At 43.1% G+C, this 24,828-nt stretch carries 18 protein-coding genes; 13 read left to right on the top strand and 5 right to left on the bottom strand.

The window, feature by feature from the left end; translation table 11 throughout:
- Positions 1-10: 10 nt before the first annotated feature.
- From LGO15_RS22085 to galE, 3 genes are all read left to right on the top strand, one after another.
- Positions 11-559 (top strand): competence protein ComK, encoded by a 549-nt coding sequence (locus tag LGO15_RS22085; RefSeq protein ID WP_167834299.1) that lies wholly within the window; start codon positions 11-13, stop codon positions 557-559.
- Between the two features lie 286 nt (positions 560-845).
- Positions 846-2,201, top strand: coding sequence for a L,D-transpeptidase family protein (locus LGO15_RS22080; RefSeq protein ID WP_226085978.1), 1,356 nt, complete (start codon positions 846-848; stop codon positions 2,199-2,201).
- A 260-nt stretch (positions 2,202-2,461) separates the two neighbouring features.
- The gene (galE, locus tag LGO15_RS22075; protein WP_226085976.1) at positions 2,462-3,430 is read left to right on the top strand and encodes a UDP-glucose 4-epimerase GalE; all 969 of its coding nucleotides are present in this window, start codon (positions 2,462-2,464) and stop codon (positions 3,428-3,430) included.
- A 38-nt stretch (positions 3,431-3,468) separates the two neighbouring features.
- Here the strand turns inward: galE and LGO15_RS22070 are convergent, their stop codons facing one another.
- Positions 3,469-4,611 (bottom strand): diguanylate cyclase, encoded by a 1,143-nt coding sequence (locus LGO15_RS22070; RefSeq protein WP_226085975.1) that lies wholly within the window; start codon positions 4,609-4,611, stop codon positions 3,469-3,471.
- Between the two features lie 851 nt (positions 4,612-5,462).
- Positions 5,463-6,056, bottom strand: a complete 594-nt coding sequence (locus LGO15_RS22065; RefSeq protein WP_167834296.1) for a DUF5317 domain-containing protein — start codon at positions 6,054-6,056, stop codon at positions 5,463-5,465.
- A gap of 375 nt (positions 6,057-6,431) precedes the next feature.
- Between LGO15_RS22065 and glpK the strand changes: the two genes are divergently transcribed.
- On the top strand, positions 6,432-7,922 hold the full coding sequence (gene glpK, locus LGO15_RS22060) for a glycerol kinase GlpK (protein WP_226085973.1): 1,491 nt from the start codon (positions 6,432-6,434) through the stop codon (positions 7,920-7,922).
- 246 nt (positions 7,923-8,168) lie between these two features.
- Here glpK and LGO15_RS22055 read toward each other — a convergent pair whose 3' ends face one another.
- Positions 8,169-9,008 carry a glycerophosphodiester phosphodiesterase gene (locus tag LGO15_RS22055; RefSeq protein WP_226085971.1) on the bottom strand — a complete coding sequence of 280 codons (840 nt, stop codon included), beginning with the start codon at positions 9,006-9,008 and terminating at the stop codon, positions 8,169-8,171.
- A 189-nt stretch (positions 9,009-9,197) separates the two neighbouring features.
- Between LGO15_RS22055 and LGO15_RS22050 the strand changes: the two genes are divergently transcribed.
- The 4 genes from LGO15_RS22050 to LGO15_RS22035 all read left to right on the top strand — a co-directional run bounded on the left by LGO15_RS22050 (position 9,198) and on the right by LGO15_RS22035 (position 13,474).
- Positions 9,198-10,331 carry an ABC transporter ATP-binding protein gene (locus LGO15_RS22050; RefSeq protein ID WP_226085970.1) on the top strand — a complete coding sequence of 378 codons (1,134 nt, stop codon included), beginning with the start codon at positions 9,198-9,200 and terminating at the stop codon, positions 10,329-10,331.
- Positions 10,328-11,236, top strand: a complete 909-nt coding sequence (locus LGO15_RS22045) for a carbohydrate ABC transporter permease (protein WP_226085968.1) — start codon at positions 10,328-10,330, stop codon at positions 11,234-11,236. The genes LGO15_RS22050 and LGO15_RS22045 overlap by 4 nt, the downstream gene beginning before the upstream one ends.
- A 2-nt stretch (positions 11,237-11,238) precedes the next feature.
- On the top strand, positions 11,239-12,051 hold the full coding sequence (locus tag LGO15_RS22040; RefSeq protein WP_226087961.1) for a carbohydrate ABC transporter permease: 813 nt from the start codon (positions 11,239-11,241) through the stop codon (positions 12,049-12,051).
- Between the two features lie 61 nt (positions 12,052-12,112).
- Positions 12,113-13,474, top strand: a complete 1,362-nt coding sequence (locus tag LGO15_RS22035; RefSeq protein WP_226085967.1) for an ABC transporter substrate-binding protein — start codon at positions 12,113-12,115, stop codon at positions 13,472-13,474.
- A gap of 668 nt (positions 13,475-14,142) precedes the next feature.
- On the opposite strand, the gene LGO15_RS22030 is transcribed toward LGO15_RS22035, so the two are convergent.
- Positions 14,143-16,059: an N-acetylmuramoyl-L-alanine amidase gene (locus LGO15_RS22030; RefSeq protein WP_226085965.1), complete on the bottom strand. Its 1,917-nt coding sequence runs from the start codon at positions 16,057-16,059 to the stop codon at positions 14,143-14,145.
- Between the two features lie 567 nt (positions 16,060-16,626).
- Here LGO15_RS22030 and galU point away from each other — a divergent pair.
- From galU to LGO15_RS22005, 5 genes are all read left to right on the top strand, one after another.
- On the top strand, positions 16,627-17,517 hold the full coding sequence (galU, locus tag LGO15_RS22025; RefSeq protein WP_167834559.1) for a UTP--glucose-1-phosphate uridylyltransferase GalU: 891 nt from the start codon (positions 16,627-16,629) through the stop codon (positions 17,515-17,517).
- Between the two features lie 311 nt (positions 17,518-17,828).
- Positions 17,829-19,661 carry an NTP transferase domain-containing protein gene (locus LGO15_RS22020; protein WP_226085963.1) on the top strand — a complete coding sequence of 611 codons (1,833 nt, stop codon included), beginning with the start codon at positions 17,829-17,831 and terminating at the stop codon, positions 19,659-19,661.
- The gene (locus tag LGO15_RS22015) at positions 19,648-20,619 is read left to right on the top strand and encodes a DMT family transporter (RefSeq protein ID WP_226085961.1); all 972 of its coding nucleotides are present in this window, start codon (positions 19,648-19,650) and stop codon (positions 20,617-20,619) included. The genes LGO15_RS22020 and LGO15_RS22015 overlap by 14 nt, the downstream gene beginning before the upstream one ends.
- Positions 20,619-21,311, top strand: coding sequence for a sugar phosphate nucleotidyltransferase (locus LGO15_RS22010; protein ID WP_226085959.1), 693 nt, complete (start codon positions 20,619-20,621; stop codon positions 21,309-21,311). Before LGO15_RS22015 ends, LGO15_RS22010 begins: the two co-directional genes overlap by 1 nt.
- 319 nt (positions 21,312-21,630) lie before the next feature.
- A complete protein-coding gene (locus LGO15_RS22005; RefSeq protein WP_226085104.1) occupies positions 21,631-22,989 on the top strand; it encodes an IS1182 family transposase in 1,359 nt (452 codons plus the stop codon).
- A 138-nt stretch (positions 22,990-23,127) separates the two neighbouring features.
- Here the strand turns inward: LGO15_RS22005 and LGO15_RS22000 are convergent, their stop codons facing one another.
- Positions 23,128-24,591, bottom strand: coding sequence for an SGNH/GDSL hydrolase family protein (locus LGO15_RS22000; RefSeq protein ID WP_167834563.1), 1,464 nt, complete (start codon positions 24,589-24,591; stop codon positions 23,128-23,130).
- Between the last annotated feature and the right edge of the window lie 237 nt (positions 24,592-24,828).

Here is a 24,828-nt window from a genome sequence, read left to right as displayed (position 1 = left end):
AGGTGCTAATTTGATTAACTTGCAGGAATACTTAGTGAATGAAAATACAGTTCTCATAACGGGTGAATATGATCGCTTCGGCAGACTGTGCACAAGAGTTATCGAAGGGGAAAAAACCTTCCTTGTGAACCAGAGACCAATGCAGGTGATTAATAATTCTCTTCAGTTGCTCGGATCGAATTTTCAGAGTGTGAGGGAAACCTCGAAACAAATCCTTGGTGACATACATATGTGCCCTATCAAGGTGAATTGTCATCTGGGGATTTGGCTCTTCCCTACAAAGTCGTACAATAATGATTTTTGTGTCTGGTTTTCACTCATGCACGTCAAAAAGACAAAACCGCTTGGAGTCAGAAGGACAGAAGTATATCTAAGCTATAATCATACTTTTATCATAGAAATGAAGGAATCCTCTTTTAATCAAAAACGCCAGAAAGCCGAGGATTTAAGGGAAGCAATGTTAAAAAATAGCCAAAGTCCGTTGACTTTTTACCTTGAACCTAAAAAGGGGCTTTGCATTTTGGAAGATGAAGGCTTGAATCCATATAAAATCAGATAGAATTTAAGCAAAGCCTGTTCCTATGCATGCCATGATGGAACAGGCTTTTTATTTTGGACTAGGCAGTTGTCAGATGTACTGATTTCTGGTCCAGCGTCTGGCTAATTTCATCCCTCTTCCTCGAGGATTTTGTGATAAGCATAAGCCCGGAAAAGCGAGTCGGTAGGATGCTCTTTGACGGGATTATTGTCGAATCGCTTGCCATTTTGGTGACTACTTACTCATTCTTTTTAAGCTAGATTTATTTACAATGGACTCAAGGACATTTTTTGAAGGGGGAAAAGGATTGTTTAAAAGAATAAGCGGATGGATGTTTGGAGCAGTTTTACTTTTTGGTTTCAGTTTTTTATTGCCGGAACCTGCTGCAGCAGAAGAAGGTTGGGTACGAGAAGGGGGCCAATACTTTTACTATGAAAATGATGAATCTGTAAAAGGATGGAAAGTAATTGATGGGAAATGGTATTATTTTTCAAATGAAACGGGAGCCATGAGAACGGGATGGCTAAAAGAAGGTGATTCCTGGTACTTTTTGAAAAGTACAGGAGCTATGCACGCTGGATGGCTGTCATACGGCGGCAAATGGTATTTCATGCAAAAGAATGGTGAGATGAAAACGGGCTGGCTCTATGATTCTTACAAATGGTATTATCTTGATGGCAAAAGCGGTGTCATGAAGACTGGTTGGATCAATGACGGAGGAACCTGGTACTTTTTGAGTGATACAGGAGTGATGAAGACAGGGTGGTACAAGCATTCAGGCACCTGGTATAATCTCGGGAAAAATGGCGCCATGAAAACGGGATGGCTGTATGATTCTTATAAGTGGTATTATCTTGATAAAAAAAGCGGCGCCATGAAGACGGGCTGGCTTAAAGAAGGTGGCAAGTGGTATTACCTTGAGGCTGGTGGGGCGATGAAGACCGGATGGCTGCAGGAAAATGGCCGCTGGTACTTCCTTAATCGGAGCGGCATCATGCAGACGGGGTGGATCTGGTTCGGCCATGAGTGGAATTACTTTAAGGACGATGGAGTCTGGGTTAAAAATACAATTGTCGATGAAATGGAAAGTGTTTGGGAGCATGATCAAATAATTTTGGTCACGTCTAATGGATATAGCAGCTATAATGCAAAAATCAGGACCTACGAAAAAGTTGACGGTAAGTGGTATGAACGCATGAATATATCAGGGTTTCTTGGGAAATATGGATTCGCTGACGTAATGAAGGAAGGAGGGAAAGAATCTCCTCGGGGGAAATATTCAATTGGTACTGCCTTTGGGAGGTACGAAAATCCGGGAACAAAGCTTCCTTACCAGAGAATTACTAGTGACGATGTCTGGGTAGACGATCCATCATCCAACTTGTACAACACCTGGCAAAAGGCATCTGCCAATAATGACCAGTGGAACAGCGCAGAAAAAATGGACATACCATTGTATAACTACGGATTCGTGATTAACTACAACACAGAAAAACGAGTGCCTGGCGCCGGCTCAGCCATCTTCTTCCACGTAGGAACTAACTACACCCTTGGTTGCACAGCCACATCACAAAACCAGGTCATCTCCATTCTGAAATGGCTAGACCCGGCTAAGAACCCAGCCATCATCCAAACCCCAGAAAGCGAGTTGAGGAATTACTAGATTAATTTCGCGGTGGTGTCTTTTTCGGATGGTACCTTTTTCGGATGGTACCTTTTTCGGGTGGTGCCTGTCACCACCCGAAATTTGTCGAATGGCTATACAGCGTGTATTTGGTCTGTATTCTTCGCTTCGACAGGTGCCTGTCACCGCCCGTGTCACCGCCCGAATGTCACCGCCTGAATTTTGTGTTGTAAGTTATTGTAAATCTGTTGATATCGGGCTATCATTAATGGGAGTTTATTGTAGGGGAGTTTTTTTAGATGATTCTTGTTGTTGGTGGTGCTGGCTATATTGGCAGTCATCTTGTTGAGGAGCTTGTGAGAACGCATGAGGTTGTGGTGCTTGATAATTTGTCGACTGGGCACAGGGGAGCGGTGGACGCTCAGGCTGTTTTCGTTGAAGGGGATTTGGGCAGTGAAAGTGACCTGGAGTCCGTTTTCAGCAAATATCCGATTAATGCAGTAATGCACTTTGCGGCTAATAGTCTTGTTGGGGAGTCGGTGACGGATCCTCTGAAATACTATGAAAATAATGTCGCTGCCACGCTTACACTATTAAAAATCATGCTTAAATACAATGTGAAGAACTTCATCTTCTCATCAACGGCCGCGACATACGGTATTCCGGATGTGAACATCATCCGTGAAGACAGCCGAACACAGCCAATCAATCCATATGGCCAGTCAAAGCTCATGGTCGAGAATATATTGGCTGATTTCGCAACGGCGTATGATCTGCACTACGTTGTTTTGCGCTATTTCAACGCTGCGGGAGCGAGCGAATCTGGCAGGATCGGCGAGCAGCATGATCCAGAGACGCACTTGATTCCAATCATCCTTCAGCATCTGCTGGGCCAGCGCGAGCAAATATCCGTATTTGGCGACGATTATGACACGCCGGATGGCACATGCATCCGTGATTACATCCATGTCACTGATCTCGCTCAAGCCCATATAGCAGCGCTTGACTCTTTGCTAGCTGAAAAAAGCAAAACCGCCACATATAATCTTGGCAACGGACAAGGGTATTCTGTCAAAGAGGTTATCGATACTTGTGAGAGTGTGACTGGCAGGAAAGCTAATGTCATTATCGCAGAGCGTCGTGCAGGTGACCCGGCTAGACTGGTCGCTTCCTCGGAAAAAATCCGTCAGGCACTTGGGTGGAAGGCTGAACGGGATTTGGAGCAAATCATCAGCAGTGCCTGGAACTGGCACCAGAGTATCCAATGAAAACAGGAAAAGGACATCCGTATTATGGATGTCCTTTTTTAATGCTGTAATGAAAGCTTTTTTTCCTGGTTTAAAAAATGTCGTTCTTCAATCATCTCGATAAAAGGTTCAACATAGCGCGCATCGAATTGGTTCCCGGCACAAACCTGAAGTTCCTGTATCGCTTCCTCGAAAGATTTTGTTCTTTGGTATGGCCGTTCTGTCGTCATCGCGTCAAAGGAGTCAACAATACATAATAAACGAGCAAGCTTAGGGATGTTCTCACCTTGTAGCCCATATGGATATCCTTTTCCATCATATCGCTCATGATGCAGTTCGACCAGAGGAATAAGCTCCTCAAGTTCTTTGTTGGTTGAAATGATTTCCTTACCCCATGTGACATGCTTCTTGACCATTTCCCACTCATGCGGCTCAAGTTTCCCTTTTTTATTGATGACATCGCGAGGGATTTCAAGCTTGCCAATGTCGTGAATCAATGCTCCGAGAGTAAATAATTTTTGCTCATGATCTGGGAGTTCAAGCTTCCTGCCAAAATCAACTGCGTACTGGAATACACGCTTACTGTGTCTATATGTATACACATCCTTCGAAAGGAAAATTTTCAACTGCTGCTCTGCCTCTTCCAGCTGCTTTTCAAATGACTGGGAATCATCAAGACTCTTTAGCAGCGGTTGATAGACTTGCACCAAATTTTTCCCCTGAGCCTTGGCAAAATACATTGCTTCATCTGCTTTGTTCATCAACTCTGATATGCTGTAGGTTTCTTTTTCCCATTGAGCCAATCCAGCGGAAAAGGATAAACAACCGTATGGCAGCGCTTCTACTCCTTTGAAGAGGGTGTCATTCACCTTTTTACGCACATCGTTTAAAAACAAATAAGCTTCAGATGAGGTTGTATCAGGTAAAAGGATCGAGAATTCTTCGCCACCATAACGGGCAACAGTATAACCTCTTGCTTTCGATTCTTTTAAAAGAATGGAGCCAAATTCCTTAAGGAGCTGATCTCCCTGAATATGGCCGTAAATATCATTATATTTTTTAAAATCATCCAAATCCAAAAGCCCGACACTCAGAGGCTGCTCGGATTCCCTGGCGATTGAAATCTCTTTTTCAAAAAGCTCTTTAAAATAACCATGGTTATTCAAACCGGTAAGATAGTCTTTATTGGCCTTTTCAGACATTTCTTTGTAAAGCTCAAAATGTTGTTTGAAAGCCTGTGATAATAAGAAAGATATGGTAATGAATAAGAATAAGCCGAAAGTTTTTTGAGAGCTAATCAAAATAACTAGAACTAAGGACAACAATAGCGTACTGACATATGTTGCGATGGTTTCTTTTACAATGCCACGCAAGACGGTAGTAAGACTTTCAGCAGCCATTAATAGAAAGTATATGCCTATTAATATAACATTAGCGAAAAAGTACATGCTTAAAGCTGAAATATAAGGTACTAAATTGGTGAGATGGATGTTTCCTATAGTGCCTCCTGTAAAAACAAAAATATAATAAGCACTAATGAGCATTAGAGAATAGATTGAAAAATTGAATAGATGCTTCCACCAGACAACTTTTCTTTGGGTAAGAGCAAAAATTGACGCTGACAATACCAATATAAATAGTGTAAAGTCTAGGCCAAATAAAAAAAGGCTAGCTAGATAAATAGAGGAATCCATAGAAAGAGAATTCCCCTTTGGGGGTAAAAGTATATGGTAGTGACTCAGTAATAATATTGACCCTGTTAATGATAATATTGTTACCCACTCACTGGGTGAGTAAGTGAGTTGATCCATAAAATTAATAGTGGTGAGAACACCGATGAAAGATAGAATCGATATGTACACGTTAAAAGGCGTTTTAAAAAGCTTCATAATCATCACTCTCAATAAAAAGGTAAGGAGAAGTTAATTGCTAACTTCTCCCTTAAAACTTTAGACTACTTTAAATCCAGATGTTAGTGCGACAATAACTGAGGCAAGAATAATTGCATTATATAGTACTGCAGTAACCTTGATTCCTTTTTTCTCTTTTTTCATCACAATCCACCTCCCTCTGCTGACATATTGATATCTTGAACCTCTTTATTTTTAGGCATCTCTACCATCAAACACTGAATAAAGAGGAAGATTCCGATATTCATGATAACATCACCAATCGAGATGACTTGGGTGCGAGGGTATGGGTCTGTTAATGGGATGATATCTCCCAGCATCCCTAGCTTTGTGGATGAATCAAGTAGGGCATGTTTTGCATATAAGCCATCCTTAAGTGCCTGGATAAAATTAGGGTCAAGAACGGCGGCTGCTTCTGCCGATACGGGCATTCTTCCACCATTCAAGGCCATCACCAGAAAGTTCAGAAATACTCCTATTAATATAATATTAAAGCCCTTATATTGTCGGTTGAAAAACAGGAATAGCATGCCTAGTATGTATACCGCCATAAATATTGTTCCACTAAATTGGCCTAAAATCCGGTAGTCATTTTGGAAATAGTAGACTACAAACTGAATTAGTAATAAAAGCGGAAAAATCCAGCCAGCCTTTAATTTAAGATCTGACAGCCCCCGTAAATTCCCCTTACGGAACAAAGCAATGATAAAAGAAATGATAATGCCGTCAAAAACCATAACAAACTTCCTATCTAAATAAGTATAGTAGAAAAACATAATGGCAAATCTATTTAATCACATTTAATATGATAGACTTACATATATAGAAAATTCAACCATTTTTTCGTCAATTTTCATTCTATTAGGAAAAATTAGTACTAAAGAACCGGGGTGGTGACAGGCACCACCCGAAATTTGTCGAAATGTAGTTAATCAAATGTTTGATTAAGGTGGGGTTTTTGGGTTTAACAAGTGGGGCTGCGGGGGAAGTTTGTTAAGGTTTGGTTTTTTGAAAAGATAGGGCTGAATAGGTATATTTAAGTTAAGTATTTTGTGTTTTTACATATATGTTTTAGAAATGAGTGGATCATCTTAAAGGGGGTACAGGGCATTATGGAAAAGTTCATTCTTTCCTTGGACCAGGGTACAACGAGTTCAAGGGCAATTCTCTTCAACAAAAAGGGTGAGATTGTTCACGTTGCGCAAAAAGAATTTACCCAGCTTTTTCCGAAGCCAGGCTGGGTAGAGCATAACGCGAATGAAATCTGGGGATCGATCTTGGCGGTCATTGCGAGTGTCCTTACGGAATCAAATGTTAAACCAGAACAAATAGCCGGAATCGGGATCACGAACCAGAGGGAAACGACGGTTGTCTGGGATAAAGAAACAGGAGTGCCTGTTTATAACGCTATTGTCTGGCAGTCCCGGCAGACGAGCCAGATTTGTGACGAGTTGAAGGCTGCCGGGCACAATGATCTTTTCCGTGAAAAAACAGGCCTCCTGATTGATGCTTATTTTTCGGGGACAAAAGTGAAATGGATACTTGATAACGTAGATGGTGCGAGGGAGAAAGCGGAAGCTGGGAAGCTGATGTTCGGAACAATAGATACTTGGCTGATTTGGAAGCTATCTGGAGGCCAAGTGCATGTGACAGACTACAGCAATGCTTCACGCACGCTGATGTTCAATATCCATGACCTGAAGTGGGATGAGGAGCTCCTTAATATCCTCGGAGTTCCAGCGACGATGCTGCCGGAGGTTCGGCCATCATCTGAGGTCTATGCCAAAACGGTACCTTATCACTTCTTCGGGCAAGAAATTCCGATTGCTGGGGCTGCTGGTGACCAGCAAGCTGCGCTGTTCGGTCAGGCGTGCTTTGAGGAAGGCATGGGAAAAAATACGTACGGAACAGGCTGCTTCATGCTGATGAATACTGGCGAAAAAGCAGTGAAGTCAGAACACGGTTTGTTAACGACGATTGCCTGGGGCTTGAATGGCAAGGTGGAATACGCGCTCGAAGGGAGTATTTTCGTTGCCGGATCGGCACTCCAGTGGCTGCGGGATGGCTTGAGGATGTTGAAGGATGCAAGTGATAGCGAGACATATGCTGAAAAGGTGGAATCCACGGATGGCGTTTATGTGGTGCCAGCCTTCGTTGGGCTTGGAACGCCTTATTGGGACAGCGACGTCAGAGGGGCGGTGTTCGGACTTACCCGCGGAACGAGCAAGGAACACTTCGTCCGTGCCACCCTGGAATCACTTGCCTACCAGACGAAAGATGTACTGGCTGCGATGGAAGCAGATTCAGGCATCGAGCTGAAAACGCTGCGTGTCGATGGCGGTGCTGTGAAAAATAACTTCCTGATGAACTTCCAGAGCGACATCCTAAATGTCCCTGTCGAGAGGCCTGTCGTGAATGAAACAACTGGGCTTGGTGCTGCATATCTAGCCGGACTCGCGGTTGGCTATTGGGCAGACCAGCAGGAAATAGCCTCACAATGGGCAATTGATAAGAAGTTTGAACCAAAAATGCCTGAAGAGGACCGGAATCAGCTCTACAGCGGCTGGAAAAAAGCGGTCAACGCTGTGATGGCGTTTAAATAAATTTTTCACGAGAAATGCCGGATACCTAATAGTTGCTGACCTTAGACAGTAGACCAAATTAATTTTTTTAGATCAGCAGTTAATATCAATTAAAAGTTTCCCTTAGTAGGAAAGAAAACTCCGTCATATGGATATGATTGATAGCTAAATGTGCCCTTATGAGAAGGTGAAGGGCGCAATAAGGGTACGATTTAAGTCTAAATTTATATGCAGTTATCATTTTCTCGGCAAACTGTGGCCGGACACCTAATAGGTGTCTGGCCTTTTTTCAGGATAATCGGTAAACACCCCGTTCGCTCCAATCTCGTAAGCCTGCTGAATATCCTCGTCTCTATTGACGGTAAAAAGGTGGACCGCTAAGCCATGTTGATGGGCTTTTTTTATATAATCTTCATCCACCATCCCAAAGTTGGCTCCAATTCCTGATGCATACTTTTTCAGCGATCTTAGCTCCCGGTCTGTGATTCTCGCTTTATCGGTATAACTATAAAGCTGGACAAGTGGAATTCTCGGTTCCATCTTGTGGATTTTCCTCAGGCTTTTGCTGTAGAAAGATTGAATGATGACTTTCGATTCCGAATGAATCAGAGAATGCTTCCTCAGCAGGTTGATTAATTCCTCTTCCATCCCTGGTGATTTGGTTTCGATGTAGTAATTCGCGCTTTTTCCATAACGCTGAAAGATTTCTTCAAGGGTAGGGATCTCCACCTTTTCATAGGCAGGATTGGCAAGCTGCGGATACTGCTCATTGAACCACGAACCGGCCTCCAAAGTCTTGATTTCATCAAGAGTTTGCGTGGCTGCAAGCCCCGAGCCATTCGTCGTCCGGTCCAACTGCGCATCATGAAGTGCGATCAATTCACCGTCTTTTGTCATCTGCAAATCGATTTCGATATAATCGGCACTTGCATTCACAGCCAACTCATATGCAGGCAAGGTATGTTCAGGCACATAAGCCGATGCCCCTCTATGAGCGATGATGATAAAATCCTCCGTCAAAACAAAAGCTGGCGCAGCTCCGCGACTCCCACAACCGGCACCTACCAGCAAAATCAAACAGAGGAACAATAGCAATATATTTCTCATGATTCCCTCACTTTTAATGAAATGTAATTTTCTAACATACTAGCAAAATATTTAACATATACTCCCAATATATATGCAAACTTTACAAGTTAATACTTTGTGACGGAGACCAGGAGACCACATCTACTGCCTGAATGGATAGGCATTATTTGTGGTCTCTTTTTTCAGGAAAGAGAAAGGGTGGCGAGCATGAAAAAAGTAGAATTGGTTGGTGTTTCGAAATCATACGATAAAAAAACAGAAGTCATTTCAGATATTACAGTCACGATTGAGCCTGGAGAGTTCTTCGTACTCGTCGGTCCTTCCGGCTGCGGGAAAAGTACGATGCTGCGGATGATCGCCGGCCTGGAGGAAATCACGGGCGGAATCTTGAAAATCGGCGATGTGGAGGCGAACTGGCTGCCGCCAAGCAAAAGGGATATCTCGATGGTTTTCCAGAACTATGCTCTATATCCTCATTTAACGGTTGAAGAGAATATCATCTTCGGGCTTCATGTAAAAAAAGTCCCGAAGACTGAGCGGAAAAAACGTTGTGAGGATGTCGCAGAATTGCTGGGCTTGACACCATATCTGAAAAGGAAGCCCCGTGAGCTGTCCGGCGGCCAGAGACAGCGGGTTGCGCTGGCACGTGCGATTGTCAACCAGGCTCCAATTTGCCTGATGGATGAGCCGTTATCTAATCTCGACGCGAAGCTGCGTGCGCATATGCGGTCGGAAATCCGGCAAATCCAGAGACGGCTTGGCATCACGATGATTTATGTCACGCATGACCAGGTCGAGGCGATGACGATGGGCGACAGGATCATGATTCTCCATGACGGCAAAATCCAGCAGATTGGCAAACCAATCGATATCTACAATAATCCGGCCAATCCCTTTGTTGCAACATTCATTGGCTCACCGCCGATGAATATTGGCGAGGGGGAGGTCAATCAAGAAAAGGATGAAATTGTGTTCAGTGAGGACGCAAAACTCGCCATCCCAGTAGAGGACCGTCATCTATTAAAAACAGACAAAATTATTGTGGGCATCCGTCCTGAGCATCTGAAGGCAGCGACAAAGGAGACGAAGGCCGAGGATAAGATCTATGTAAAGACGGCCAATGTCGAAGTGCTCGGCAATGAAACGATTTTCTCCTTCGATATGGGCGGCAGGGAATGGATGGCGAAATGGACTGGCCAGTGGAGGATTGATGTCGGGGATTTGGTCCCGATAGTCATCAGCTATGATTCAGTCTGCCTGTTTGACAGCGAGACGGAAAAAATCATTAAGACCCCAACTGACATTGAGAACCATGTGTTTGATAAAGAGGTGTTTATATGAAAGCAGACGCTCCTCCAAAACTGAGTTTTTGGAGAAAATCGCTCAATGCCCGCAGCGCCCTTTTGTATTTGTTTCCGTCCATCCTTCTGTTTGCGGTGTTCATTTTTTACCCGATGTTCCGGACAATTTACCTGAGCTTCTTCCTGACTGACCAGCAGGGTGCCGCTGCATTGTTTGTTGGCTTTGAAAATTACGCCTATCTTTTCGAGTCAAAGGAATTCCGCAACAGTATCAAGGCGACGGTGCTGTTTGTCCTGTATACGGTTCCAACAGGTGTGATCATCGCGCTGTTCCTTGCGCTGATCGCGAATGAGAAGCTGAAAGGAATTGGCTTCTTCCGGACAGTCTATTCCTCGACGATGGGCATTTCGGTCGCGGCTTCCTCTGTTGTCTGGCTGTTCCTGTTCCATCCAAGCATCGGCATGTTCAACCGGCTGCTGAATGTCATGAATTTGCCAGGAATACAATGGCTTCTTGACCCAGAGTGGGCGCTTGTGTCGATTTCCATCTCGACCATCTGGATGAATATCGGGTTTTCGTTTCTCATCCTGCTCGGCGGGCTGCAGAACATTGATGAATACTTATATGAAAGCGCCAGGATTGACGGCGCCGGCTACTGGTATCAGCTGCGCAGGATCACGATTCCGATGCTGTCGCCAACATTGTTTTTCATCATCACGATTTCCTTGATCAATGCATTCCAGACATTCGGTCAGGTGGACATTTTAACGAAGGGCGGCCCTTCCCAGGCAACCAATCTGATCGTGTATTCCATTTACCGTGAAGCGTTCGTCAACTATCAGTTCGGTACCGCAAGCGCGCAGGCAGTCTTTTTGTTCGTTTGCATCCTGATCGTTACAATCCTGCAATTCAAGCTCGGAGAAAAGAAGGTGCACTATCAATGATGATGTCGACACCGAAAAAAATCCTGTTTTACATTTTGCTTGTGGTCTCGGCTTTCCTGGTCTTTTTCCCGGTCCTATATGCCTTCATGATCAGCTTTATGTCGGGCGGGGAGATCCTCCAGGGCAAGTTCTTTCCTGAATCGATCCATTTTGATAACTATGTAAAAGTGTTCGACCGGCTGCCGCTGATGAATTACCTGATCAACAGCTTCGTCGTGTCGTTCGGTGTCATGCTGGGCCAGCTGGTTGTCTGTAGTCTCGCGGCATACGCCTTTGTTTTCATTCCTTTTAAGGGAAGGGATTTCATCTTCTTCCTGTTTATTTCGACGATGATGATTCCATGGGAAGCCACGATGATTCCTAACTTTTTTACTATCCAAAAGCTTGATTGGATGAACACATATCAAGGATTGACCGTGCCATTTTTCGCATTGGCCTTCGGAACCTTCCTGCTGCGACAGCACTTCAAGACGATTCCAAAGGAACTGCATGAGGCAGCCGAAGTGGCAGGACTCGGTAAGTTCGCATTCTTTTGGAGAGTGATTCTTCCTGTGTCAAAAACAAGCCTTGTCACGCTGGGAGCCTACGGGTTCCTGACGACATGGAATATGTATTTATGGCCTTTGCTCGTCACAAGCACGGATCAGGTAAGGACGGTCCAAATTGGCTTGAAGCAGCTGCAATCCCAGGAAGTCGCGACCGAATGGGGTGTCGTAATGGCGGGAGTGATCGTGGTCATCATTCCGACGCTGCTCTTGCTTTTTGCAGGGCAGAAGCAGCTCCAAAAAGGCCTGACCCAGGGTGCGCTCAAGTAAATCATTTCGGGTTCAACTTCTGGTATCCAGAAGCATTTTAATAAAAGGGGTGTTCAGCAAGATGGTGAAAAAGTTCAGATGGTTTCTCGTGATCAGTGCGATTTTCAGCTTATTGGTCATGTCGGCATGTTCGAATGATGCAAGCAAGGGAGATGACAAAGACAAGGAGAAGGACGGCGGCACGAAGCCTGGTGAGAAAACAGAAATCTCGTTCTGGCATGCAATGTCCGGACCAGGACAGGAAGCACTTGATGGCATTGTTGCGGATTTTAACAATTCCCAGGATAAAGTTGTGGTCAATGCAGAATTCCAGGGTTCGTATGAAGAAGCTTTGACAAAGCTGCGCAGTGTTGGCGGCACTGATAATGCGCCGGCCATCATGCAGGTATTTGAAGTAGGAACGAAATACATGATTGAAAGCGGATTCATTGAGCCGATGCAGACATTCATTGACAAGGACAAATATGACCTGTCCCAACTTGAGGAAAATATTCTTAACTACTATAAAGTTGATGGCAAGCTGTATTCGATGCCGTTCAACTCCTCGACACCGGTAATGATTTATAACAAGGACGCTTTTAAAGAAGCGGGACTTGATCCGGAAAGTCCGCCGCAAACGTTTAGCGAAGTGAAAGCGGCAGCGGAAAAACTGACGAAGAAAAACGAACGTTTCGGATTCTCGATGCTGACATATGGCTGGTTCTTTGAACAGCTAGTCGCCACACAGGGTGGTCTATATGTCGACAATGATAACGGCCGTTCCGATGATGCGACAAAAGCGGTGTTTAATGGAGAAGAAGGTCTTCGCGTCTTCAAGTTCCTCGATGACATGAACAAAGCAGGAACCTTCGGCAATTACGGAACGAACTGGGATGATATCCGCGCTGCTTTCCAGACAGGAAAAGTCGCGATGTACATGGACTCATCAGCAGGTGTTGCCGGCGCGATCAATAACTCTTCATTTGATGTAGGTGTTGCCTATATCCCTTATCCGGATGAAGTAGAGAGACAGGGAGTCGCGATTGGCGGTGCTTCATTATGGATGAGCAAAGGCATCGGCGACGATAAGCAGCAGGCAGCATGGGAATTTATGAAGTTCCTAGCTTCACCTGAAAGCCAGGCGAAATGGCATATCGGCACAGGCTACTTTGCGATCAACCCGGCAGCATATGAAGAAGACGTCGTGAAGAAAGAGTGGGAGAAATACCCGCAATTCAAGGTAACCGTAGATCAGCTGCAGGATACTAAACCATCCTTCGCGACACAGGGTGCATTGATTTCTGTCTTCCCAGAATCACGCCAGCAAGTCGTGACGGCACTTGAAAACATGTACCAGGGAACACCGCCTCAGGAAGCATTGGATCAGGCGGCTGAAGGAACGGATAGGGCAATTGAGATTGCTAATAAGACGAAGAAAAAGTAAGGTTCACAACGGGGAGGTTGCCGGTTTTCCGCTGCATGTATAGCGAAGACTGGCGCTTGCCCTTTTTAATTTTCAATTCCTTTCCCATAAGGAAGCTTTAGGGAATATAAGGGAGCAATTGAATGCTGTTACAGCATTGAGCTATAGGGGATAAGGGACTTTCCAAGCCTGTTGCAGTAAGGGGAGTTACTGGCCAGAAGGTCCCTGAGCCTGAGGCTAGAATGCACCTCTGTGGATCGATGAACGGAGCTTTTAAAAATACATAAGCCTGTCTCCCCAATTTTTGTTGCGTAAGTTTCATGATCGGAGAGTCAGGCAGCTTGTCCCGCATTATTCATTCTTTGCCCCTTTCTTATTTTGTTTACTGATGACCGTTAGTAATAATAATTTTTCTTCCGGGCTTAGCATACTCCAGCTTCCAGCTTTCACTTTCATTAAAAACACTCCTTATTAATTGTATTTTTTTTACTGTTGTTATCTTTAATCCCTATATACCGCCTTTTTTAAAAATTGAAACAACAAAAGTTTCTACAAATTACCAGTGAGTACTACAAAGAATTTGCCGGATTTGTCGAATGAGCAGTAAATACCTTGGAATGTGCCTAAATAAGCGGGAAACCCTAAACAAAAAACACTGGCCTAATTAGACCAGTGCTTTAGGTTATTCGTTAGTTAGCTAAGAATCCGCTTAATCCTTTATACATACCATTTACGACGCTTGTCTGGTAGCTTGATGTAATCAGTTTGTCGCGCTCAGATGGATTTGAGATAAAGCCCATCTCAACCAGGACAGCAGGTGCTTTATTGCCGCGCAAGACAGCGAACTCTGCTGTTTTTACGCCCCTGTTGGCAGCGCCGGTTGCTTTGACCATCTCGGTTTGGATGGATGATGCAAGTGTCTTGCTTGCTGTAGGATAATAACCGCTTGGATTGTAGTAGGTTTCCATGCCAGCTGGCTGTGAGTAAACAGAAGCGTTAACATGTATGCTGACAAACGCATCAGGCATAATTGTATTTGAATAGACGACGCGTTCACCAAGAGTAAGATAGACATCGGTGCTGCGGGTCATATGGACCTTTGCGCCATGTTTCCTTAATTCATCCCTAAGCTTCAGGCCGGTGCTTAGAACAATATTCTTTTCGTAAATGATTCCTGATACCGCTCCGCTGTCATGTCCCCCGTGACCAGGATCGAGTACAATTGTCTTGCCTTCAAGCTCCCGTGATACCGGGATCCAGACACCGCTTGTCTCCAAATACCATTCCTTACCAGATGTATCGGTAATCCAGCCTGTCTGCATAACGCCACTTGGATTAGAATAATACCATTTGCTATTATCCTGGTACCAACCAGTAAGCATCACACCTGATTTGTTAAGGTAATACCATTTTCCGCTTAATTTGATCCAGCCGGTTTTCATTACGCCATTAACATCAAGATAATACCAATTCCCGCCGTCGAGAAGCCAGCCTGTGTCCATTTTTCCTTGTGAGTCAAAATAATACCAGCTGTATCCTATGTAGTTCCAGCCTGTATCCATGGCAAAATCAGCACCAAAGTAGTATTTAGATCCATCAAGAGTCATCCATCCGGATTTCAATGCACCCTGGTCATTTGCATAATATTTTTTTGCATTCACGGTGAAAAAGCCATTTTTATAAAGGACACCCTCACCATTTAAATAGTAGGATTGTGTGCCAACCTTAATGATTCCAGTTGCCATGGCTCCATTACTGCCAAAATAATAAGTTTTTCCTGATTCAGTAAACCAGCCAGTCTGCATGGTGCCATTGCTATTAAAATAGTATTTTACAGCGTCAATCGTCTTCCAGCCAGTCTGGATAATAGCATCCTGATTGGCATAATAGGTACTGCCGTTCACCTTCACAAACCCGGTTGAGAGTACTCCCTCAGCGCTGAAAAGATATTTTTTTCCGTCTATGCTGTAAGGGCCGACAGCAGCTTTTCCTGTATCCGTAAGGTAATATTGCTTTGTTCCCAGCGTCAGCCACTGGTTCTTTTGGAGGACTCCATCATTGCTAAAATCATAGAGGCCATTGTCAATCAGAGTCAGCCCTGTGCTTCTCGCCCCGCTGTTTTTGAAAAAATAAGTATCTGCTCCGAGCTGAAGCCAACCAGTTTTCATGGCGCCGCTTGATTGCAGATAGTAGTAGGTTCCATTTTCATTCAGCCAGCCGGTTTTCATGACTCCGCCAGAATCAAGGAAGTACCATTTGCTGCTAGATTTGATCCAGCCGGTTTCCATTGCTCCCCCGGAGTCGAGGTAATACCATTTGTTTTTCCAGTATAGCCATCCGGTTTCCATGGCACCGTCACTATTAAGGAAATACCAGTCATTCTTCCATAGTATCCATCCGGTTTCCATAGCACCGGACCCATCCATGTAATACCAGTGGCCATTATCATACAGCCAGCCTTTTGCAGGGGCATCATTTTGATAGTAGTACCAGTTGCCTCCTGTATATTTCCATCCAGAAGTCGCTGCCTCTGCCGTATCAGTATACTGCCCAAGGCCCACCATAAAAAAAGCTATCAAAGATAGCAGGACAATCTTTGCCTTCAATCCTCGTTCCCTTCTTTCAGTATGTGCAATTTCCTAAGCTGTATAAAATTATGATTGCGTAAGAATGAATGGTTGATAGAGTGCTAGTTTAACTCAAAGTCCCTCCTTATACCATATATTCTCCATTCTGTAAAATGAAACGACTTAGGTTACTATCATGATATTACTTTTTTTGACAAAATAGAAGAGGAAAAAAGAACTAAAGTGAAAAAAACGTAAAAAAATGTAAAAAAATATTCTGGTTAGTAGTTCAATTAAGCCCATATCCATAATGATTGAAAGAATTCTCTCAATAATTCCGTAATAGTGAGAATGGAGTAGAAGAATGCGGCTGTAAGTATAAAGAGGAGGCATGCTAAATTCACTCTTTTTTTCACCTTAAGCGCTCCTTTCTGTTTTTTCTCATTATCCCTCTTAATGTTTAATTCTTTATGAATCTAATGTTAAGTTGTTTTAAGTTGAATCAAAAAAATGTAATTTCATTAACCGAACTATGAATTTATTTTTGCGGCATTATTTAATAGTAATAAAGCGTATATATATTGTAAAAACTCACGGAGGGATTGGATGAGTCGTATAAGGAAAGCCATAATTCCAGCGGCAGGACTAGGAACAAGGTTTCTGCCTGCAACAAAAGCTATGCCGAAGGAAATGCTGCCAATAGTTGATAAGCCAACAATCCAATTTATAGTGGAAGAAGCGATCGAGTCGGGGATCGAGGATATTATTATCGTGACGGGGAAAGGCAAGCGGGCGATAGAGGATCATTTTGATCATTCGCTTGAACTGGAGAAGAATTTAATGGAAAAAGAAAAATACGAATTGCTTGAAACAATCCAGAGCATATCCAAGATGATTGATATTCATTATATTAGGCAAAAAGAGCCGCTAGGTTTGGGGCATGCAGTCTGGTGTGCCCGAAACTTCATCGGCAATGAACCATTTGCTGTCCTGCTAGGAGATGATATTGTCCAGTCTGAGGTCCCGTGTTTAATGCAATTGAAAGAGGTTTATAATAAACGCCTGGCCTCGGTCATAGGGGTAAAAAGGGTGCCGATGGACCAAACACACCGATATGGTATTATCGATCCTATAGGTAGTGATGAAAGGACTTATCAAGTAGAAAACTTCATTGAAAAACCTTCACCCGGAACTGCTCCGTCCGATTTAGCAATTATCGGACGGTATATATTGACGCCGGAAATCTTCATTTATCTGGAAGATCAACAAAAAGGTTCGGGAAATGAAATCCAGCTGACTGATGCAATACAGCGGCTGAATGAAAACCAAAGAGTGTTTGCTTATGAGTTTGAAGGAAAAAGATATGATGTAGGAGAGAAAATAGGATTCATAGAAACTACGATCGAATTCGCATTACAAAAACCTGAATTGCGGGAACAATTGCTTGATTTCATGAGGGAAAAGATTCAAATTGCCGATACTCGAAGAAAAATATAATGTTGGACTTAAGGAGGCTCCCCAAAATAGGGAACTCCTTTTTTCTTTATCTCACAATAATAACTTAAATTTATATTGAATGAGTTTTTAAAATTCCCTTCAATATTTATTCGCTATTTGATATGATGGATTCCGATATTCGAGTCTTTTTGTTTGACATTCGACAAAAAACCAGTACAAGACAGAGTACTCTTCCTTTTTTTTACTTATATGGAATTAAAACGCACTTTCTCTTACGAGAGAGGGCGAATATGCTGGTTTTGGAGTAAGGGGTTTCAATTTTTAAGAATAAAGGGGCGATTTATTTTAAAATGATAAAAATTCGTGTATTAAAACTCATTGCAGAGGGTCAGGACGGCAACTGGCAGGAGGCAGGATTATCCATCAGCCAAGTTGCGAATGCAATACCAGCATTGATTTCCGAAGGCTTGCTTACTGTAAATGATTCAGAATATACCATTACTGAAAAAGGTTATGAATATATGCTTTCCAGCTCAAAAAAAGAGAATGCTGGAGAAGTGAAACAAATCAGGCAGGCTGTCATTTTAGCAGCCGGAGAAAGAAAGGAATTCGACAAGCCGGCAGCATTATTGACGATTGAGGATATTGCCTTGCTCGAGAGGAATATCACTATCCTTGAAGAACAGGGAATCGAAAAAATCATTATCTGTACTGGATTTGCAAGTGAGTCATTCAAAGAACAGTCTTTCTTGACTGAAAGGACAAATGTTTCTTTTGTTGAGAATCCAAGATATTTATGGACAGGAAGCATGGCAACGCTGGCAGCGGCAGCCGGAGAGGTATCAGAGGATTTTATTCTTATTGAAGATGATATTCTGATCGAAGAAAAAGCTATACAAGAGCTGTTGAAAAGCAAAGAAAATGACTGCCTGCTTGTTACTCAGGAAAGCGGTTCAGGAGACGAGGCTTTTATTGAAACAGAAGGCGGATACATCACAAAGATCTCTAAGGATATCCATCAGTTAAATCATATTGATGGCGAGCTGATTGGCATCAGCAAAATTTCCTATGAATCTTATATGCAAATGGTCAAGGTGTTTGAGCAGAACAAGAATCGATTCCTAAACTATGAATATATGTTTTTGGCGGTTTCTGGAACAATCAGCTTTTTGAAGCTCACCGACATTATTTGGGCTGAAATTGATAACCAGCAGGATTATTTCAAGGTTCTGGATAAAATTTACCCACTGCTTAAGAAAAAGGAAGCAGATTTCAAGGAGGCTGAGCTTAAGCAGTTAATCGCAGGTGCAATGAGGATTTCTGCGGAATCAGTTTCTGCGATTGAACCACTGGGCGGGCTAACCAATCAAAATTTCAAGGTGACCATAGATGGCAATGATTATGCCGTCCGGGTTCCTGGAAAAGGGACGGAGCATTACATTAACCGTGGAGCTGAAAAGATCAATTCTGGAATCACAAGCCGAATTGGCATCAATCCAAATGTAGTCCATTTCAATGAACATACTGGATTGAAGATTGTCGAGTATATCCCTGAAGCGGAAACTCTTAATCCGAAAACCGGAAAGAGAGAAGATAATCTTGCGAAGGTAGCGAATGTATTCAGTGCATTGCATAATTCAGGTGAGGTTTTTACCGATCGGTTCGATGTCTTCGAAAAGATCACCGAATATGAGGAAGTTTTGGACAAGCTCAAAGGAAAATTGTTCAATGGCCACGATGAGGTCAAGAAGCAAGTTCTTGAACTGGAAGACTTTTATAAGTCATTGAATGTAAAGCTGGCGCCATGCCATAATGACCCTCTTGCCGAAAATTTCATTAAGAGCGGTGAAGAGAAAATGTACCTGATTGACTGGGAATTTTCAGGTATGAATGATCCGTATTGGGATATTGCTGCGTATATCATTGAAGCGGAACTTTCCCAAGCGGAAGAGTCATTATTTTTACTAGAGTACTTCAAGGGAAATGTTACGGAGGAAAATCTCCAGCGTGTACTGATCAATAAAATCTTCCTGGACTTCCTATGGACGATTTGGGCGTTGATGAAAGAAGCGGGCGGAGAAGACTTTGGCTCCTATGCTTTTACAAGATTCACAAGGGCACAAGAAAATCTTGCTTTATACAAAAAACAATATAAGGGGTCTGAATCCATTGCAAAGAATTAATATAAAGGGAACCACGATTGGCTTGGCGGCAGGTTTGACATGGGCAATTGACACGATTTTGATTGGATGGGTTTTAGCTTCAACGACTTTTATGGAGTTCAGTGAAATTGCCATGGCGGCGCCGCTGCTAAGCACATTCCTTCACGATACATTCTCTGCAATTTGGATGATGATCCTGATGGGAGTAAGGGGAGAGCTCAAAGAAACATTCAGTAAATTATGGACTAGGAGCGGACGCTTCGTTGTCCTTGCTGCACTATTGGGCGGTCCGGTCGGAATGACTTTTTATGTTTTATCAGTAGATAGTATTGGAGCGTCCTTTACTGCTTCGATATCTTCCATTTTCCCGGCAGTTGGAGCTTTCTTTGCTTTCTTGCTTTTAAAAGACAGACTGGGTTTGAAAAACTGGATGGGTTTGCTTATCAGTATTACGGCTACAATCTTGTTAAGCTACTCTGGTGACTTGATCTCCGGTTCAACCGTTTCAATCGGATTGATTTTTATTCTGTTCTGTATTTTTGGCTGGGGAATGGAATCTGTTATAATTGCTTATGGTATGAAGGATGATGAAGTAAGTCCATTCCAGGCGTTACTGATTAGACAAACGACTTCAGCAATCGTGTTCGGAGCGTTGATCATCCCGATTTTACTTGATCACTCTTACACCGTGCAGGTGGCTTCATCCAATACATTCTGGTTCATCGGGTTGATCGCCCTTGCCGGTACATTGTCATATGTATTCTACTACCAGGCTATCAAGTTGATCGGACCTGTTAGATCAATGGCACTAAACATTTCTTATGTAGCATTTGCGATTTTCCTGGATGTTTTATTCTTTGGCGGAGAGTTCTCACTCAAGAATTTCATCATCGCGCTATTCATCATGGGAGGAGCAGTGCTGACCGTTATGGAGGATAAAAAAGCTCCTGCAGTGAAGGAAGGTGTGACAGCAGCGTAATGAAGGCAATTATTTTAGCAGCTGGCATGGGAACCCGTTTGCGTCCGCTGACAAGTGACACTCCAAAGGCACTTGTCAAAGTGAATGGGAAACCGATGGCAGAAAGACAGATTGAATTTTTAATCGAAAAAGGCATTGAAGATATCACTATTTTGACAGGATATCTTCATGAAAAGTTTGATTACCTGAAAGAAAAATACGGAGTCAAGCTGATCCATAATGACAAATACGCAGAGTATAATAATATATACACGATGTATCTTGTAAAAGATTTACTTCCTGGGTCGTACGTCATAGAGGGGGACGTCTTCATGAACAACAATGTTCTAGAGATGAACCTTGACACTTCAATGTATTTCAGCAATTTGAGGGAAGAGTTCCAGAATGAATGGGTACTGGTGATGGACGAGTCTGGCAAGGTTGTGGATATTGAAGTCAGGAATGGCGAGAATGATTATATCATGTCAGGGATTTCTTATTGGAGCGACTCCGATGGCAAGTTCATTGCCAGCAAACTGGACGAAATCATCAAATCAGGGGACTTCAAGGACCTTTATTGGGATGATGTCGTGAAATTGAATATTAAAGAGATGAATATTCATGTAAGGAAAATGCTTCCTACTGACAGCTTTGAGATCGACAGCGTCGAAGACTTGAAGAAGGTAGAAGGAATTCTTGTTAATGAAGAATAATGAAAAATGCTGCTCAACTTATGCTGAGCAGCATTTCAGACTGTAGACAAACTCGATGGAAATCGAGCTTGTCTACAGTCTTTTTTTTGGTTGGTGCTGAAATGGGGGCTGTTGATTTCCGTTCCAGGCGCTTCGCTTTCCGCGGGGCTGGCGGTGAGCCTCCTCACCGCCGTTGGCGTCTGCGGGGTCTCACCTGTCCAGCTGAGCCCGCAGGAGTCTACGCGCCTTCCACTCCAATCAACAGGACTTACAAACTTAACGTGGAACTAAACATAAGTCTATTTTAAAATAGATACATATAACGCTTGAGGTGATGAAGATGCTTTCAAAGAACAATCCAATCCAACGAGATCAATTAGAAATGGTTGCTTTAGACCAACTGGTTCCTATGGAACATTTAGTCCGTAAAATGGAAGCAGCCATAGATTTTTCTTTCATTTATGACTTGGTGAAAGATGTGTATTCGGAAGTAGGGCGCCCAAGCATTGACCCTGTGATTTTAATTAAACTCACTTTTATTCAATATACCTTTGGCATTCGTTCCATGCGCCAGACCATTGCCGAAGTAGAAACGAATATGGCTTACCGCTGGTTTTTGGGTTATGGATTCCATGATAAAGTGCCCCACTTCTCCACCTTCGGGAAGAATTACGAACGCCGTTTTAAAGACACTGATTTGTTTGAACAGATTTTCTATCGAATTCTTAAGACCGCAGCTGATAAGAAACTTATTAGTGCAGAACACGTCTTCATTGATTCAACCCACGTTAAAGCAAGTGCGAATAAGCATAAATTCGAGAAGAAAGTAGTGCGGAAGGAAACACGGGCGTATCAAGAGAAACTCCAGGAAGAAATCAATCAAGATCGGGAAGAACATGGGAAGAAGCCTTTTCCTCCTGATAAATTCGACAAGGAAGAATCGAAGGAAATAAAGGAAAGCACGACCGATCCGGAGAGTGGATACTACGTCAAGGATGAACGGACAAAGCAGTTTGCCTACTCCTTTCATGCGGCATCAGACCGAAATGGATTTGTCCTAGGAACAATTGTGACACCTGGTAACACCCATGACAGCCTGATCCTTGAACCACTGGTAGAACAAGTAATAGAGAAAGTTGGAAAGCCCAAAGCCGTTGCGGCCGACGCAGCCTATAAAACTCCAGCCATTACGAAGTTTCTGTTTGAAAATGAAATAACTCCGGCTTTGCCTTATACCCGACCACGAACGAAGGACGGATTCTTCCGTAAATATGACTATGTATATGACGAATTTTATGACTGTTACTTGTGTCCTGCCGGTGAGATCCTAAGGTATTCCACCACTACAAAAGAGGGATATCGTGAGTACAAATCTCCCAAACATATCTGCGCCACCTGCCCATTTTTAGCGCAATGTACAGAAAGCAAAGACCACCAAAAGGTGGTAACGCGCCACATCTGGCATGAGTATTTGGAAGAGGCAGACCATTTAAGGCACCAATCAGAAGTAAAACAAATCTATGCGAAGCGCAAAGAAACCATTGAGCGCGTATTCGCAGATGCAAAAGAAAAGCATGGCATGCGTTGGACAACCCTAAGGGGACTTAAAAAATTGTCGATGCAGGCGATGCTTACTTTCGCTGCATTGAACTTGAAGAAGATGGCCAACTGGACATGGAGAAGTCCAGTAATGGCCTAAAAGTATAGCAAAGAGAGTCTATTTCCTTTGAAAAATTCGATGAAATCCAAAAAGGGGTTCGGAATGAGAGCATTCCGAACCCCTTTTGTCTACAAACTAAAATGCTGCTCAACTTATGCTGAGCAGCATTTTTTTAGTCTATTTTATCCAAGCACCGTCTCTGCCAACTTTGTATCCATCAATCTTCGTATTCGATGCCATGCTTCCAGAACCATAGAAGTAGTACCATTTTGCATATACCTTATGCCAGCCAGTCTTCATGGAACCGCTCCTGAAGTCGAGGAAATACCATTTGTTGTTATCGAGCAGCCAGCCGGTTTTCATCGCGCCGCTTTTCAGGTCGAGGTAATACCACTTATTTTTATCCTTGACCCAACCTGTTTCCATAGCACCTGTCCGTTGGTTGAGAAGATACCATTTGCCGTATCTATCCTGTATCCATCCGGTTTCCATAGCGCCGCTCTTCAATTCAAGGTAATACCATTTGTTTTTGTCCTGGACCCAGCCGTTCTTTTTGGCTCCGCTCTTAGGGTCAAGATAATACCACTTCCCATTTTCAAGCAGCCATCCAGTTTCCATGGAACCATCCATTTTATTGAGATAGTACCATTTATTCTTGTATTGCTTCCATCCGGTAACCATGACGCCACTCTTATTATCAAAGAAATACCATTGCCCTCTGTCATATACCCAGCTCGTCTGCATCGCACCTGTTTTGTCAAAATAATATGTCAGGCCATCAGGCATCTGGTAAAAACCTTTTACTTTATTTCCTTTTTCGATGTAGTACCAGTTTCCGCCATTGAATAACCAACCTGATTCTGGCTGAGGGTCAGGCTGGAGGCTTGCAAGTATCTCGCTGGCAATTCCAGCAAGCACTATATGCCCAGTTTCGTTTGGATGAATATCACCTGGAATGATGTATTGATTTTGCTGCCCGCTGAAGGCGGAGTTTGCATCAGCAACCAAAGCTCCACTATGGTAGGCAATTGGATTGATTACCTGTTCATTCACATTTTTTGTGATTTGTTCACCAAGCAGGTGAAGGGAAGCAGGGAAAGGCTCAGCACTAGGGCCGAAAGGATTGTAAACATTGTATAAAATGATTGGGACATCTGTTTGGCTCTTAATCATGGTGAGGATTTCTTGTAGGTTGACAGCAAGCTGCGCAGAAGCAGCCGCTATTTTTTGCTCCATCTCTGGAGTAGGTGCAACAGGCACTCCGCCTGCCAGGATTTTCTGGATACCGGCGGCCTGGAGAAGATCATTGCTGCCAATATTCAATGTCACAACATCCGCTTCCTGGAGAGAGGGGATGACATGCGGCAGAGTTTTCATGTGATCCAGAAGCTGGGTGGATGTCCAGCCGGGATAACTGATATTCGTGACTGCAGCATTTTCCGAAATCAAATAAGGAAAGGCTTTTACCGATGGTTTCGATCGATCCTGTTCGAGATTCCAGCCATAGGTGATTGAATCTCCAAGGGCTACGACATTCAGAGCACCCTCTTCGTTCTCCATTGAGAACGATTTGCTGGTGAAAATGGAGCCGGCCATCAAGAAGATGGTCAACAATAAAAAGATCTGACTAAGTTTACGCAAAAATTTTCCCCCTTTTATGTAATAAAGTAGAATACGATCCTATTTTATACTAAATTTTACCTATTATAAATGAATAGTTATCGACGAAAATTGCAACGAAACTATTGAAAACGATTACTGTCTAAAAATAGAAAACATTACTAATACACAAAAGAACAAAAATTTACAAAAAAAACTATTAATCTTCATAATTACCTAGTAAAATATTCTTGCAGTACACATATAGATTTTCGAAGG

The organism is Mesobacillus sp. S13 (assembly GCF_020422885.1).
Taxonomy (GTDB): Bacteria; Bacillota; Bacilli; order Bacillales; family Cytobacillaceae; genus Mesobacillus; species Mesobacillus selenatarsenatis_A.
The sequence above is the reverse complement of the archived record's forward strand: the minus strand, read 5'-3'. Positions and strand labels throughout refer to the sequence as shown.

Bases quoted from the DNA above. Each gene is read 5' to 3' on its own strand.
- LGO15_RS22045 (WP_226085968.1), top strand. From the start codon at position 10,328: ATGAAAGCAGACGCTCCTCCAAAACTGAGTTTTTGGAGAAAATCGCTC.
- LGO15_RS22010 (WP_226085959.1), top strand. From the start codon at position 20,619: ATGAAGGCAATTATTTTAGCAGCTGGCATGGGAACCCGTTTGCGTCCG.
- LGO15_RS22055 (WP_226085971.1), bottom strand. From the start codon at position 9,008: ATGAGAAATATATTGCTATTGTTCCTCTGTTTGATTTTGCTGGTAGGT.
- galU (WP_167834559.1), top strand. From the start codon at position 16,627: ATGAGTCGTATAAGGAAAGCCATAATTCCAGCGGCAGGACTAGGAACA.
- LGO15_RS22070 (WP_226085975.1), bottom strand. From the start codon at position 4,611: ATGTCTGAAAAGGCCAATAAAGACTATCTTACCGGTTTGAATAACCAT.
- LGO15_RS22005 (WP_226085104.1), top strand. From the start codon at position 21,631: ATGCTTTCAAAGAACAATCCAATCCAACGAGATCAATTAGAAATGGTT.
- LGO15_RS22065 (WP_167834296.1), bottom strand. From the start codon at position 6,056: ATGGTTTTTGACGGCATTATCATTTCTTTTATCATTGCTTTGTTCCGT.
- LGO15_RS22035 (WP_226085967.1), top strand. From the start codon at position 12,113: ATGGTGAAAAAGTTCAGATGGTTTCTCGTGATCAGTGCGATTTTCAGC.
- LGO15_RS22020 (WP_226085963.1), top strand. From the start codon at position 17,829: ATGATAAAAATTCGTGTATTAAAACTCATTGCAGAGGGTCAGGACGGC.
- glpK (WP_226085973.1), top strand. From the start codon at position 6,432: ATGGAAAAGTTCATTCTTTCCTTGGACCAGGGTACAACGAGTTCAAGG.
- LGO15_RS22050 (WP_226085970.1), top strand. From the start codon at position 9,198: ATGAAAAAAGTAGAATTGGTTGGTGTTTCGAAATCATACGATAAAAAA.
- galE (WP_226085976.1), top strand. From the start codon at position 2,462: ATGATTCTTGTTGTTGGTGGTGCTGGCTATATTGGCAGTCATCTTGTT.
- LGO15_RS22040 (WP_226087961.1), top strand. From the start codon at position 11,239: ATGTCGACACCGAAAAAAATCCTGTTTTACATTTTGCTTGTGGTCTCG.